The 13,693-nt window shown below is 71.0% G+C and carries 12 protein-coding genes; 7 read left to right on the top strand and 5 right to left on the bottom strand.

Annotated elements, in window-relative coordinates:
• Positions 1-154 precede the first annotated feature (154 nt).
• Positions 155-514 carry a DoxX family protein gene (locus HNR09_RS09815; protein WP_179541870.1) on the top strand — a complete coding sequence of 120 codons (360 nt, stop codon included), beginning with the start codon at positions 155-157 and terminating at the stop codon, positions 512-514.
• A gap of 202 nt (positions 515-716) precedes the next feature.
• Here the strand turns inward: HNR09_RS09815 and nirD are convergent, their stop codons facing one another.
• Positions 717-1,112: a nitrite reductase small subunit NirD gene (gene nirD, locus HNR09_RS09810; RefSeq protein ID WP_179541869.1), complete on the bottom strand. Its 396-nt coding sequence runs from the start codon at positions 1,110-1,112 to the stop codon at positions 717-719.
• A gap of 214 nt (positions 1,113-1,326) precedes the next feature.
• Here nirD and nirB point away from each other — a divergent pair, with 214 nt between their 5' ends.
• The 3 genes from nirB (at position 1,327) to HNR09_RS09795 (ending at position 6,115) form a co-directional block, all read left to right on the top strand.
• Positions 1,327-4,065, top strand: a complete 2,739-nt coding sequence (nirB, locus tag HNR09_RS09805; RefSeq protein WP_179541868.1) for a nitrite reductase large subunit NirB — start codon at positions 1,327-1,329, stop codon at positions 4,063-4,065.
• On the top strand, positions 4,062-4,892 hold the full coding sequence (gene cobA / locus HNR09_RS09800) for a uroporphyrinogen-III C-methyltransferase (protein ID WP_179541867.1): 831 nt from the start codon (positions 4,062-4,064) through the stop codon (positions 4,890-4,892). Before nirB ends, cobA begins: the two co-directional genes overlap by 4 nt.
• Positions 4,893-4,993: 101 nt before the next feature.
• Entirely contained in the window at positions 4,994-6,115 is a 1,122-nt protein-coding gene (locus tag HNR09_RS09795) for a uroporphyrinogen-III synthase (protein ID WP_179543132.1), read from the top strand.
• 4 nt (positions 6,116-6,119) lie between these two features.
• Here the strand turns inward: HNR09_RS09795 and HNR09_RS09790 are convergent, their stop codons facing one another.
• Positions 6,120-7,532 carry an aminotransferase-like domain-containing protein gene (locus tag HNR09_RS09790; protein WP_179541866.1) on the bottom strand — a complete coding sequence of 471 codons (1,413 nt, stop codon included), beginning with the start codon at positions 7,530-7,532 and terminating at the stop codon, positions 6,120-6,122.
• On the opposite strand from HNR09_RS09790, the gene HNR09_RS09785 reads away from it, so the two are divergent.
• The 3 genes from HNR09_RS09785 to HNR09_RS09775 all read left to right on the top strand — a co-directional run bounded on the left by HNR09_RS09785 (position 7,531) and on the right by HNR09_RS09775 (position 11,289).
• Entirely contained in the window at positions 7,531-8,472 is a 942-nt protein-coding gene (locus HNR09_RS09785) for a DMT family transporter (protein WP_179541865.1), read from the top strand. The two genes, HNR09_RS09790 and HNR09_RS09785, sit on opposite strands and share 2 nt — an antisense overlap.
• A 48-nt stretch (positions 8,473-8,520) precedes the next feature.
• On the top strand, positions 8,521-9,252 hold the full coding sequence (locus HNR09_RS09780; RefSeq protein WP_179541864.1) for an HAD-IA family hydrolase: 732 nt from the start codon (positions 8,521-8,523) through the stop codon (positions 9,250-9,252).
• 75 nt (positions 9,253-9,327) lie between these two features.
• On the top strand, positions 9,328-11,289 hold the full coding sequence (locus HNR09_RS09775; protein ID WP_179541863.1) for a penicillin-binding transpeptidase domain-containing protein: 1,962 nt from the start codon (positions 9,328-9,330) through the stop codon (positions 11,287-11,289).
• A 73-nt stretch (positions 11,290-11,362) separates the two neighbouring features.
• On the opposite strand, the gene HNR09_RS09770 is transcribed toward HNR09_RS09775, so the two are convergent.
• The 3 genes from HNR09_RS09770 to HNR09_RS09760 are packed head-to-tail and all read right to left on the bottom strand — an operon-like array spanning position 11,363 to position 13,685.
• The gene (locus tag HNR09_RS09770) at positions 11,363-11,809 is read right to left on the bottom strand and encodes a thioesterase family protein (protein ID WP_179541862.1); all 447 of its coding nucleotides are present in this window, start codon (positions 11,807-11,809) and stop codon (positions 11,363-11,365) included.
• Positions 11,806-12,774, bottom strand: coding sequence for a 3-hydroxyacyl-CoA dehydrogenase NAD-binding domain-containing protein (locus HNR09_RS09765; RefSeq protein ID WP_246348781.1), 969 nt, complete (start codon positions 12,772-12,774; stop codon positions 11,806-11,808). The genes HNR09_RS09770 and HNR09_RS09765 overlap by 4 nt, the downstream gene beginning before the upstream one ends.
• Complete coding sequence (locus HNR09_RS09760; protein WP_179541861.1) at positions 12,771-13,685, bottom strand: beta-keto acid cleavage family enzyme; 915 nt, start codon at positions 13,683-13,685, stop codon at positions 12,771-12,773. The genes HNR09_RS09765 and HNR09_RS09760 overlap by 4 nt, the downstream gene beginning before the upstream one ends.
• Positions 13,686-13,693: the final 8 nt, after the last annotated feature.

Raw genomic sequence — 13,693 nt, 5'->3', positions numbered from 1 at the left:
TCCGTCGTCCCGGACATCGCTCTGCGAGTGAGGTCAGTACGTGCAGGGTTCCGCAGGCATCCCTGCCGAACGCCGTGCGCTGGTATCGTCCGCACCATACCCACGGTACGGGCCGGGACCGCCACCACGTGTCGGCTCTCGAGGGAGGACAACGATGGTCATCGAATCGACCCCGTGGTGGCCTGCAGCCCTGCTGGCGGCCGTCGTGCTCAGTGATGTGCTCCTGTCACTCAGACCGGCCACCTTCATCGCCCGATGCCTCACCGGTGTCAACCTCCCCCGTGAGTGGTGGTGGGTCCTCATCTACGTCAAGGTCCTTGCCGTCATCGGACTCGTCGCCGGGTTCTGGTTCCCCGGCGTCGGCATCGCGGCGAACGTGGGCGTGATCGCCTACTTCATCGCGGCCGGCGTCGCCCACGTGAAGGCCCGTTTCCTGGAGTCAGAGTTCTGGATCAACTGCCTGGGCATGCTCACCCTGTCCACCGCCACACTGATCCTCACGCTCGTGCTCTGAACGGTCGGCCCCACCAAGGCTCGGCCAGAATGTCCCTCCCGCGTTGTTCGGCCGTTTCTTCCCCTGCGAAAGCGCGTCAGCGCGCCTCTGGAGGGGAAGAAACGGCCGAACGTCGTTCTCTGGTCAGAGTCGGCCGAACGTCGCCGGATGTCGGCGAACCGCGCCAGGAGGGCCGGAGGGGAGGGCGGAGCCCCGGCACGACTCAGGCCGTGACGTGGACGAGTCCCTCGGCATCGACGGCGACCGCGAAGACACTCAGCGCGAACCCGTCCTCGCTCAGACACCGCCCCGTCTCGAGGTCGTAGACCTGCTTGTGGATCGGTGACGCGAGCGTCGGGCGCCCGCCCTTGGTGCCCACGATCCCACGCGCCATCACGTGGGCCTTTGCGACCGGGTCCCACTGGGAGACGGCGTAGACGTGGTCCCCGGGCACGCGGATCAACGCGACCTGCGCACCGTCGACCAGCGCCGCCTCACCCCACAGCGGCTCGAGGTCCCCGAGCCGGCAGACCGCATGAGGACGGTCCTCGGGCGCCTGTCCCCCGGCCGTGCCGAGCCGCTGGGCCTGCTCTTCGGTGAGGTGCAGTGCTGTAGTCATGGCTCCACGCTAGGCGCACAGGGTTTCCCTCATCGTGCGCGCATGTTTCCAGGTGGTGAAAAGGGCTTCAGCAGCGGCCTCTCGGTCACTGAACACCCCGACATACTGGCTTTACAAAGGCGATACGGCAGGGAAATCGCGCCTCCCTAGGCTGGGACCACCCTGGAGCGCCGTTCACCCGCTGCGCTCCTCACGACCGGCAAGGTGAGGATCCATGTCTGCACCCAGCACAGCGAGCCCGAACCCGACCGACGCCGCCCCGCGGCACATCGTCATCGTCGGAGGCGGCCCAGCGGCCCACCGGCTGACCGAAGCCCTCGTCTCCCGGGAGCTCCCCGGCACACGGATCAGCGTCTTCACCGAGGAGGCGCTTCCCCCCTATGACCGGGTGGGCCTCTCCAAGCGCTTCGCCACCGACGACGACCTCCTCCTCGGCGAACCCGGCCTGTGGGAGTCCCCGAGCCTCACGCTGCACACCTCCCGGGCCGTCACCGGCCTGGACACCGCGGCCCAGACCATCACCACCGCCGACGGCGAAACCCTCGGCTACGACGAGCTCGTCCTGGCCACCGGGTCGTCGGCACCACGCCCCGGGCTAGAGGGCGCCGAGCAGATCGCGGTCTACCGCACCCTCGACGACGTCGACTGGCTGCGACTGCGCGTGGCCGAGCTCGGCGTCGAACTGGGACGCACCCCGAAGTGCGCGGTCATCGGCGGCGGACTGCTGGGCCTGGAGGCCGCCGGAGGGCTCAAGGGCCTGGGCGCCGAGGTCACCGTGGTGCACTCCAAGCGCTGGCTGATGAACGCCCAGCTCGACGAGTTCGGCGGCCGCACCCTGAACCGACTCTTGGAGAAGGAGGGCTACGACCTCCACTGCGGCGAGCGCCCCGCCGGCCTGGAGATCCGTGACGCGGCCGCCGAGACGTCCGCTGCCCCGGGCGCAGGATCAGCCCAGCCCCGCTACGCCCTGACCTTCCCCACCCTGGACACCGTGGAGGCGGACCTGATCGTCGCCGCCATCGGGATCACCGCCCGTGACGAGCTCGCCCGGGATGCCGGGCTGCAGCTCGGCTCCCGCGGGGGCGCGGTCATCGACGCCACCTGCGCGACGTCGGCGGATCATGTGTGGGCCATCGGTGAGGTCGCCTGCTTCGAGGACATCTGCATGGGCCTGGTGGCCCCGGCCAACGCGATGGCAGAGGTGGTCGCGGATCGGCTGGCCGGAGGGGCCGCTGAGTTCGACGGCTTCGACACCGCCGCGAAGCTCAAGCTCGCCGGCATGGACGTGGCCTCCTTCGGCGACGGCTTCGCCGAGACCGAGGGAGCCCTGGAGGTCGTCTACGCCGACCCCGCGGACGGCGTCTACCAGAAGCTGGTCGTCTCCGATGACGCCAGGACCCTGCTGGGCGGCATCTTCGTCGGCGACGCCTCTCCCTACTCCTCGCTGCGTCCGCTGCTGGGCCGTGAGCTTCCCGCCGAGCCCGGCGCCTTCCTCTCCGCGGCCGGCGGCGACGTCGCCGAGCTGGAGCTGCCCGACGACGCCCAGGTGTGCTCCTGCAAGGACATCTGCGCCGGGACCCTCCGGAAGGCCGTGGCCGGCGACGGCGCCACCCCGCCGTGCGCGGACATCGGTGCGCTGAAGAAGTGCACCAAGGTCGGCACCCAGTGCGGCTCCTGCCTGCCGATGGCGAAGAAGATCATGGAGAAGGAGATGGTCGCCCAGGGGATGGAGGTCTCCCACGCCCTGTGCGAGCACTTCGACCTCTCCCGCGCCGAGCTCTTCGAGGCGGTGCAGGCCACCGGGCTGTCCTCCTTCACCGAGATCATCGAACGCTTCGGCACTCCGGCCGATCCGAGCGTGAACTTCGGCTGCGACATCTGCAAGCCGGTCATCGCCTCGGTGCTGGCCGCCCAGCACGACGAGTACATCCTCGACGGCGGCCGCGGCGCCCTGCAGGACACCAACGACCGGGCCCTGGCCAACATGCAGAAGGACGGCACCTACTCGGTGGTGCCACGCGTGCCCGCCGGGGAGATCACCCCGGCCAAACTCGCTGCCATCGCCGAGGTCGCCCAGGAGTTCGACCTCTACACCAAGATCACCGGCGCCCAGCGCATCGACATGTTCGGCGCCCGTCTGGAGCAGCTGCCGATGATCTGGCGAAAGCTGGTCGACGCGGGCTTCGAGTCCGGGCAGGCCTACGGCAAGGCGCTGCGCAACGTGAAGTCCTGCGTAGGCTCCACCTGGTGCCGCTACGGCGTCCAGGACTCCGTGGCGATGGCCATCGAGCTGGAGATGCGGTACCGAGGGCTGCGCTCCCCGCACAAGCTGAAGTTCGGGGTCTCCGGCTGCGCCCGCGAGTGCGCCGAGGCCCGCGGCAAGGACGTCGGCGTCATCGCCACCTCCGAGGGCTGGAACCTGTACGTCGGAGGAAACGGCGGCGCCACCCCGGCCCATGCCGAGCTGCTGGCCAAGGACCTGGACGATGAGACCCTGCTGCGCTACATCGACCGCTACATCATCTACTACGTGCGCACCGCCGACAGGCTCCAGCGCACCGCCCGGTGGATGGAGGAGCTGCCCGGCGGGGTGGAGCACATCCATGACGTCGTGGTGAAGGACACCCTGGGCGTGGCCGAAGACCTCGAGGCCGCCATGGCGACGCACGTGGACCGCTATGAGGACGAATGGGCGGCCACGCTGCGCGATCCGGAGAAGCTGCGGCGCTTCCGCAGCTTCGTCAACGCCCCGGACGCCCCCGACACCGGGCTGGCCTACGTGCTCGAGCGCGACCAGCGCCGTCCGGCCACGGAGGAGGAACGTGCCGCAGCAGCCGCCGGGGAGGGCCCGGTGCTGCTCTCCGGTCCGCGCATCCCGGTGCGTGAGAGCTCCGCGCTCAGCCGGACCGACGTCGCCCGGGCCGACGTCACACCGGCAGGGGTGCCGTCATGAGCGCCGCTGCCGCCATCGGCTCGGTGACCCTGGTCGGCGGCGGACCAGGTGCCGCGGACCTGATGACGGTCCGCGCCCGTGATGCGCTGGCCACCGCCGACGTCGTCTACTTCGACCGGTTGGCACCCACCGATGATCTCCCCAGCTGGTCCCCCCGTGCGGAGCTGGTCGACGTCGGCAAACGTCCTGGACATCACCGGGTTCCGCAGGAGACCATCCACGAGATGATGATCGACTCTGCGCGGACCGGGAAGACGGTGGTGCGTCTCAAGGGCGGGGACCCGTTCGTCTTCGGGCGCGGCTGCGAAGAGGTCGCCGCCTGCCGCGAGGCCCACGTCCCGGTCACCGTGGTCCCGGGGATCTCCTCGGCCATCGCCGTGCCCGCGGCCGCCGGCATCCCGGTGACCGCGCGCGGCGTCTCCAAGGCGTTCACCGTGATCTCCGGCCATGACCTGCTCAGCGAGGAGGAGCTCGCCGGGCTGGTCGGCGTCGGGGGCACCGCGGTGATCCTGATGGGCGTGGGCACCCTGGGCCACACGGTCACCGGCCTGCGCCGCCACGGAATGGCCGACGGCGTCCCGGTGGGCATCGTGGAGAAGGGCTTCAGCGCCGAGCAGCGCGTCACGATCGCGCCGCTGGGTGAGATCCTGGGCGTAGCCGCCGCGGCACGGATCAGCTCCCCGGCGGTGCTGGTGATCGGGGAGGTGGTCCGGCTGGCCGCTGTGGAGCCCGACACCGGGGAGGCCGCCCGGCGGGGCCCGGAGCGAATGCTCGTCAGCGAGGACGGCGTGCAGCACATCCGAGCACTCGCGGGGGCCGTGCGGTGAGTCCGGACGCCAGCACTCCCGCCTCCGCCGAGGTCAGGCCCACACCGCGGCCCTCCCCTGCCGCCGGCACCTCCTCTGCCGCCAGCGCCTCCTCCCCTGCGCTGCCGGCGGCCTCCGCACTGCCGCAGACGCTGGCAGGCTTCCGCATCGGCGTGACCTCGGACCGCCGCAGCGAGGATCTGATCTCCGCCTTCGAGCGGCGTGGCGCGGAGGTCATGCATGCCCCGGCGCTGCGCATCGCACCGATGACCGAATCGGTGACGCTGCAGCGGGACACCCGACTGGTGACCGAGGCGCGTCCCGATCACACGATCATCACCACCGCCTACGGAATGCGCCGGTGGGCCGAGGCCGCCGACGCCTACGGTCTGGGCACCGAGCTCCACGAAGCCCTGGAGGGCTCCAGCATCCTGGTGCGCGGCCCCAAGGCGCGCGGCGCAGTGCGAGCCGCCGGGCTCGACGACGACGGCGCCGCCGACGACGAGCGCACCGCCACGGTGATCGACATGCTGCTGGCCCGGGACCTCACCGGGAAGACCGTGGCGTTCCAGCTGCACGGCCGCACCGACCACGAGCAGATCGCCCGCATCGAGTCGGCGGGCGCGCGGGTGATCACGGTCATGCCCTACGCCTGGGCGAAGCCGGAGGAGGACTCCGCGCTGCTGCGGATGATCGACGCCGTCATCGAACGGCAGCTGGACATCGTCACCTTCACCGCAGCTCCCGCGGTGGACGCGTTCCTGGAGGTCGCCCATCAGTACGGCAGGGCGGCCGCCCTGTTGGAGGCGTTCCGCTCGGACGTCGTCTCCGCCGCCGTCGGGGACGTGACGGCTGCGCCGCTGCACGAGTCCGGGGTCCGGCCGATCACGCCCCAGCGCTGGCGGCTGGGCGCGATGATCCGGCTGGTCTGTGAGCATCTCGAGGAGCATCAGACGCTGCGCCTGGAGACCCGGCACGGCCCGGTGGAGATGCGTGGCTCCGAGGTCCGCTTCCCGGAGGTCACCGAGCGGCCGGTGCGTCTGGCCCCAGGGCCCCTCGCGCTCATGCGCGCGCTGGTCAAGGCCGAAGGCGCGGTGCTCTCCCGGGAGCATCTGCTGCAGGTGCTGGGCCACTGCGACTCCGAGCATGCCCTGGAGATGTGGGTCTCGCGGCTGCGCAAGGCGCTGCCCGCCTCCGGAGTGGTGACCACGGTGGTCAAGCGGGGCTACCGGCTGGCGGTGTGAGCCGTCAGCCCTGCGCCTCGAGGCATTCCCGCAGCACCTCTCCGATGCGCCGCACCGCCTCCTGGTGCTCCTCGGGCTGCGGCCCCGAGTAGCTGAGCCGCAGATGGCTGCCCGCCGGTTCGGCGGGGAACCACTCGTCGCCCCCGGCGACGACGACGCCGCGGGCCTCGCAGGCCGCGATGAAGTCAGGCATGTCGCCGAGCTCCGGCAGCTGCAGCCACAGATGCAGGCCTCCGGTGGGGATCGTCTCCAGCCGGGCCTCGGGGATGTGCTGATGGACCGCCTGGACCATCGCGTCCCGGCGCTGCTCCAGCTCCCCGCGCAGATGCCGCAGGTGCGTCTTCCAGGCCGGGCGGGTGACCACTTCCATCGCCACCTCCTGCAGGGCGGCGCTGACGTACATCGACTCTGCCTGGCAGGCTCCTTGGATGCGGGCCCGGGCCGGCCCGCGGGCGATCACCGCCGCCACCCGCACCGAGGGTGAGACGCTCTTGGTGAGCGAGCGCAGGTGCACGACGTGCCCGTCGGGGTCGTCGGCGGCCAGGGGCTCCGGGCCGGGAGCGATCCCGAAGTCACGGGCGTAGTCGTCCTCGATGAGGAAGGCGCCCCGGGATCTGACGATCTCCATGATCGCGCGCGCCCGGTCCGGGGCCCAGCAGGAGCCGGTGGGGTTCGCCCAGGCCGGCTGCGCGTAGAAGGTGCGGGCGCCGGTCTCTTCGAAGGCCATCCGCACCTGATCGGGATCCGGCCCCTGCGGGCCGGTCGGCACGGCGACGATGCGGGCGCCGATGTGCCGGGCGGCGAGGATCGCTCCCCAGTAGGTCGGGGACTCCATGAGGATCGGACGGCCTGCGCCGACGAGCGCGCCGAAGGTGGCGGCCAGTCCGCTCTGGCTCCCGGGCACGATGGTGACGTCGGTCGACGACGGCGCACCCGTGCCTGCGCTCCCGCCGATCGCCTGCGCGAACCATGAGCGCAGCTCCGGAAGCCCCGCGGCCGGGGGTCGTCGCAGCGCCGACTCTGTCCGGCCGACCCGGGACCAGGCCGACTGCAGCAGGCGCCGGGGCAGCAGATCCGGTTCAGGGTAGGCGGCGTGCAGGGCGATCCTGCCCTCGGCGGCAGGTCGCAGGGCCGCGGGGAGGCCGCGGGGCTCTCCCCCGGTCAGCGCCAGCGCGGCGGTCTGCCAGCGGTGGTCGCTGGCCGTGCGGGGGCCTGTGCCGCGGAGGAAGGTCCCCGCACCGGGTCGGCTCTCCACCAGGCCCAGAGCGGCCAGGCGTCCGACGGCGCTCTGCACCGTGACCGGGCTGACGTGCAGTTGGGCGACGAGCGCACGGCTGCTGGGCAGCCGGCTGCCGGGGGGCGCCGATGCCATCCAGCGCCGCAGGTGCTCCTCGACACGAGTGCTACTATCTGTCATGAAGGGACATAGTAGCGATATTTTCACTGCCAGGGAACCGCTATCGCCTGTCACGCCACCCTCGGGCGTCTGGTGGGGGCTTCTCGGCGTCGTGGCCTTCTCCTTCACGGTCCCACTGACCCGCATCGCCGTCACCGAGGGGGTCCCCGGTGGCGGTCTCGACCCGCTCTTCGTCGGAGCCGGACGTGCCGTCGTCGCCGGGTTCCTGGCAGGCTCGGCCCTGCTGCTCGCCCGTCAGCGACTGCCCCAGGGGCGGCAGTGGCTCCGGCTGGGCATCGTCGCGCTGGGCATCGTCCTGGGATTCCCCGTGCTGACCTCCCTGGCGCTGACCACCGCGACCGCGAACCATGGGGCGGTGGTCATCGCGGTGCTGCCCGCGGCCACCGCCGTGGTCGCCGTCGTGCGGACCGGGGAGCGCCCCGGGCCGCTGTTCTGGACGGCCACCAGCGGCGGAGCGGCGGCCGCCGTCGCCTTCGCCTCAGTCCATGGCGGGGTGGGGTCCCTGCACTGGACCGACCTGCTCTTCTTCGCCGCGGTGGTCACCGCGGCGTTCGGCTACGCCGAGGGCGGTCTGCTGGCACGCGAGCTGGGGGCCTGGCAGACGATCTCCTGGGCGCTGGTGGCGGCCCTGCCCGTGACGATCCTGCTGACGGCCCTCAGCCTGGACGGCCAGGTGCCGCAGGCCTCCCCCGCTCAGTGGGCCAGCTTCGGATACCTCGCGGTGGTCAGCATGTTCCTGGGCTTCTTCGCCTGGTACCGCGGGCTGGCCATCGGGCCGATCGCCCAGGTCAGCCAGATCCAGCTCACCCAGCCGGTGATGACGCTGATCTGGGCCACCGTGCTCCTGGGAGAACGGATCACTCTGACCACGATGGTGGGCGGCCTGGCCGTGGTGCTCTGCGCCGCGGCGGCGGTGCGGGTGCGGCTGCGATCCGGCTGATCCCATGATCGGTAGATTGAGCCGCACAGCCGACCACGAGGAGAGCCCATGAAGGATCTGACCGCCTACACGACCCTCAGCTTCGACTGCTACGGCACGCTCATCGACTGGGAGGCCGGGCTCTCCTCCGTGCTGGCCCCTTGGGCGCAGGAGCAGGGCCTCGAACTCGACACCGAGGACCTTCTGACGGCGTACTCGGCCCAGGAGGCCGCCGTCATGCGGGAACACCCCTCCTGGCTCTACCCGCAGGTGCTCGCCGAGGCCTTCCGCCGCACCGGCCGTCACCTGGGCACGGCGGTCAGCGACTCCTGGGCGCAGCGGCTCGGCGACTCAGTCCCAGACTGGCCGATGTTTCCTGACTCGGCCGCCGCGCTCGCGTCCCTGGGCCGCCACTACGACTTGGTCATCCTCTCCAACGTGCACCGCGCCGGCTTCGCCGGCAGCAACCGGCACCTCCGCGGCGACTTCGCGGCGATCATCACCGCCGAGGACGCGGGCGCCTACAAGCCGGCCGCGCCCCCTTTCGAGTCGCTGGAGGCCTGGCTCGACGACCGGGGAACACCCCGGTCAGAGCTGCTGCATGTGGCCCAGAGCCTGTTCCACGACCATGTCCCGGCACGCCGTCACGCGCTGGACTCGGTGTGGATCAACCGGCGCCACGATCGCCCCGGCTGGGGCGCGACGCCGGAACCCGCGGAAGGCTGGAGCTACGGCGCCGAATTCCGCTCGATGCAGGAGTTCGCCGCGGCGACCGCCGCGGCCTTCCGGGACAGGAGCTGACACCACCACGAAAGCTCGACCCCACCCCGCACGTCAGCACCCTTCCTGTCACAGAGGCCAGGCATACTGGTGCCCATGCCGTTCACCTCGCACCCTCGTCGCCTGCTCAGTCTGAGCGTGGTGGCCGCCGGTACGCTGGCGCTGCTCACCGGCTGCGGAGACGCGCGCCCCACCCCTGAGTCTCAGGCCGAGGCGCTGGCCTCCGCGCTGCAGACCGGAGACTTCTCCGAGGTCGCCGTGCGCACCGACGCCGGGGCCCAGGAGCTCGACGACGCCGTGGCCGCCCTCCACGCCCCCTTCGGCGACCTGGCCCCGGAGGTCACCGTCGGCGAGATCGCCGTGGAGGAGCCCCCGGAGGACTCCCCCCGTCCGCCCAGCGCCGCAGTGGACCTGGAGCACTCCTGGAACCTGGAGGACCTGGGGCTGGACGAGGAGACCTGGACCTACGAGACCCGGGCTGAGTTCACCTACGACGCTGAAGCGGAGCAGTGGCGGCTGGAGCCCGACTCCGAGATCGTCCTGCCCGGCTATTCAGGGCACGAGGGCATCGGCATCTCCACGGTGCCCGCAGAGCGCGGCAGGATCATGGACGACGCCGGCCGCGCGATGGTCTACAACCGGGACGTGGTGCGCATCGGCATCGACAAGTCCCAGCTCACCACCGGCGAGGAGGCCCCCGAGGAGGACACCCAGCGCGATGTCGCCGAGCAGCTGGCCGAGGTGCTCGGCATCGACGCCGAGACCTATGCGGACCGTGTGGTCGCCCACGGAGACCAGGCGTTCGTGGAGGCCATCGTGCATCGGCGCGACTCCGACGAGGTGACCGCCGCCGACCTCGCCGACATCCCGGGGGTCCATATCGCCGACGACCAACTGCCGCTGGCGGAGTCCGCCGACTTCGCGCCGATGCTGCTGGGCCGGGTGGGGCCGGTCACCGCCGAGCACCTGGAGGAGGACCCCAGCCTCAGCGCCGGCGACACGATCGGCACCTCCGGGCTCCAGGCGGCCTACGAGGAGTCGCTTCGCGGCTCCCCCGGCCTGCGCATCCATATGGATGGCGAAACGCTCTTCTCCACCGAGCCGGTGTCCGGCGAGGACCTGGACACCACGCTGAACCCGCGACTGCAGAACCTCGCGCAGGACATCGTTGACGGAGTCGAAGACTCCATCGCCTCCCTGGTCGCCATCCGCCCCTCCGACGGCGGGATCCTGGCCGCCGCCGATCACCACCCGGAGGACGCCTGGGTCTCCACCGCCACCCAGTCGACCTACGCACCGGGCTCGAGCTTCAAAGTCGTCTCCTCCCTGGCGATGCTGCGTGACGGCCTCACACCCGACTCCACGGTCGAGTGCCCTGGCTCAGCCCAGGTCCACGGTCAGGTCTTCCGCAACTACGAAGGCTTCCCCGCCGAGCACACCGGTTCGGTGGAGTTCGACGAGGCGGTCGCCACCTCCTGCAACACGCTGTTCGTCAACGCGTGGGACGACGTCTCCTCCGCCGAGCTGCAGGAGGCCGCCTTCGACCTCGGACTCGACGACGAGAGCCAGGGGATCGGACTGGCCAGTCGTTTCGGCAGCATCCCAGACGACTCTGAGCTGAACCTGCACGCGGCGAACCTCTTCGGTCAGGGAGTGGTCGAGGCCTCTGCCCTGGGTATGGCCACGGTGGCGGCCTCTGTGGCCGCCGGAGAGACGGTCCACCCGTATCTGGCGGGCCCCGCGGCGGAGTCCGAGGAGTCAGCTGAGGAGTCCGGCCTCACCGAGGACGAGGCCGAGGACCTGCGCACCCTGATGCACGACACCATCGAGTACGGCACCCTCTCCGGGCTGGTCGACGTCCCCGGCGAGCACATCTACGCGAAGACCGGCACCGCGCAGGCCGGGGACGGCGATGACGTGTACGCCCACACGTGGGTGATCGCCTTCCAGGGCGACCTGGCGGTGGCGATCTTCGTGGACGAGGGCGAGTTCGGCTCCTCCACCAACGGGCCGCTGCTCGAGGAGTTCCTCACCGGAGCCCGGGACGTCCTCGACTGACCCGCTGGAGCTGCCCCGGCTGACCGGCCCTGCTGTTCAGTCCTGCTGACCGATCCGGCTCAGCCGATCCGGCTCAGCCGATCCGCCGGCCGCACCAGGACGGCGCCGGTTCCAGGTGCGCGCGGATCGCCTCGGCGATCGCGTCCGGGAACGGCACCGTGCCGCCGGCCTGCTGATCCACGTACAGGCCCATGACCTCTTCCGTGGCGATCAGCTCGCCGTCGGCGTGCATCTCATGAGCCAGGTGCAGCTTCTTCGGCCCCTGGCCGACCACTCGGGTGCGCACGGTCAGGGACGTGTCGAGTCCGACCTCCCGCAGGTACCGGATGTGGGCCTCCACGGTGAACAGCGAGCAGCCCTGGGCCGCCCGATGCTCGGGGCCCATCCCGAGCCGATCCATGGTCTGGTCGGTGGCGTGGCCGAAGACCAGCACGTAGTACGCCTCGGACATGTGGCCGTTGTAGTCGATCCACTCCTGGGCCACCTGGCTCTCGTGGACCGGCAGCCGGGACGCGGTCATGACGGCACCTCCGGCGACTCGTCCCGGCCCAGCAGCCGCCGGATGGCGACGATCCCGGCATCGCGCTCAGCCACCAGATCGGTGACGCTGCGACCCTCGCTGGCCACCTCGCAGCCGGCGACGACGTCGCCCCGCAGCTCCGGGGTGAGCTCCGGGGCCTGAAGCCGTGTCCAGGGCGACTTCAGCGAGGGACCGAAGTGATCGAGCATGTGTGCCATTCCGCCTTCGCCTCCGGCGAGGTGGAAGGTGAGCATCGGGCCATGCATGGGCCAGCGCAGACCGGGCCCGTCTCTGATGGAGCGGTCGATCTGCTCGACGGTGGCCTCGCCGTTGTCCACCATGTGCAGCGCTTCCCGCCACAGGGCCTCCTGCAGCCGGTTGGCGATGAATCCCGGCACCTCGCGGTCCATGCGGATCACCGACTTGCCCAGCGCCGTGTAGAACTGCGCGGCCCAGTCGACGACCTCCGGGGAGGTGCCCTCACCGCCGACGACCTCCACCAGCGGGATCAGGTATGGCGGGTTGAACGGATGCCCCACCACGAAGCGCTCCGGCCGGCTGACCTCCGCGGCCATCTCCGTCATCCCGTAGCCCGAGGTGGAGGACCCCACGACGACCTCGGGCGCGGTCACCGCATCCAGCTCGGCCAGCAGCCGACGTTTCAGCGTCAGATCCTCCGGGGCGGACTCCTGGACGAAGCCGACGCCGTCGACCGCCTCCGCCAGGTCGGTGTGGACGCTCCAGGCGTCCCGGTCCGCCCCCTCGAGCATGTCGAGCTGCTCGAGTGCGGGCCAGGCGGCCTCGATCAGACGGGCCAGGCGGGCCTCCGCATCCGGGGCGGGGTCCCACACCTTGACCCGGTGCCCGCGAGCGAGGAAGTAGGCGGCCCAGCCGCCGCCGATGGTGCCGGCCCCGATGCAGGCGATCGTGCCGACGTCGTCGATGCTGCGTCCCGGCGCCATCATCCTCGGGCCCCCTCTCCGCCGGAGGGGACCTGGACGGTCAGGTCGAGGATCTCACGGGCCTCGTCCGGGGTGGCGACGTTCTCGCCGAGGGACTCCACCAGTCCCACCGCACGCTCGGTGAGCTGCGCGTTGGTGGCCTTGACTCCCTTTGAGAGGTAGAGGTTGTCCTCGAGGCCGACCCGGACGTGACCTCCGGCCAGCACGGACCGGGCCGCCCATGGCAGCTGATTCCGGCCCAGGGCGAAGGAGGTGAACTCCGCGCCGGCGGGAAGCATGTGCACCATGGCCTGCAGCAGCCCCGGGTCGGCGGGAGCGCCGTAGGGGATGCCCATGCACAGCTGGTACATGGGAGGCGGGTCGATCAGCCCTTCCTCCACCAGGACGTTGGCGAACCACAGGTTCCCGGTGTCGAAGATCTCCATCTCCGGCTTCACCCCGAGCTGCTGGATCCTCGCTGCTCCCTCGCGGAGCATGTCCGGGGTGGAGACGTAGAGGTTGCTGCCCTCGCCGAAGTTCAGCGAGCCGCAGTCGATGGTGCAGATCTCCGGCAGCAGCTCCTCCACATGAGGCAGCCGGTCCGTGGCGTTGACCAGGTCCGTGCCCTCCTGCTGCGTGGTGGGGCGCTGCGGGTCGAGGACCAGGTCACCGCCCATCCCGGCGGTGAGGTTCAGGACGGGGTCGACGTCGGAGGCCCGGACGATCCGCACGACCTCTCGATAATGGGCGACCTCGCGGGAACCCAGTGTGGTCTGCGGGTCACGGACGTGGATATGGACGATCGATGCTCCGGCTCGGGCGGCGGCGATCGCGTCGGCGGCGATCTCCTCCGGTGTGACCGGGACGTTCTCGTTGCGGCCGGCGGTGTCTCCGGCTCCGGTGAGCGCACAGGTGATGATGACTCTGCGTGGCATGGAGGGGG

The sequence above is a fragment of the Nesterenkonia xinjiangensis genome (assembly GCF_013410745.1).
Classification (GTDB): domain Bacteria; phylum Actinomycetota; class Actinomycetes; order Actinomycetales; family Micrococcaceae; genus Nesterenkonia; species Nesterenkonia xinjiangensis.
The sequence above is the reverse complement of the archived record's forward strand: the minus strand, read 5'-3'. Positions and strand labels throughout refer to the sequence as shown.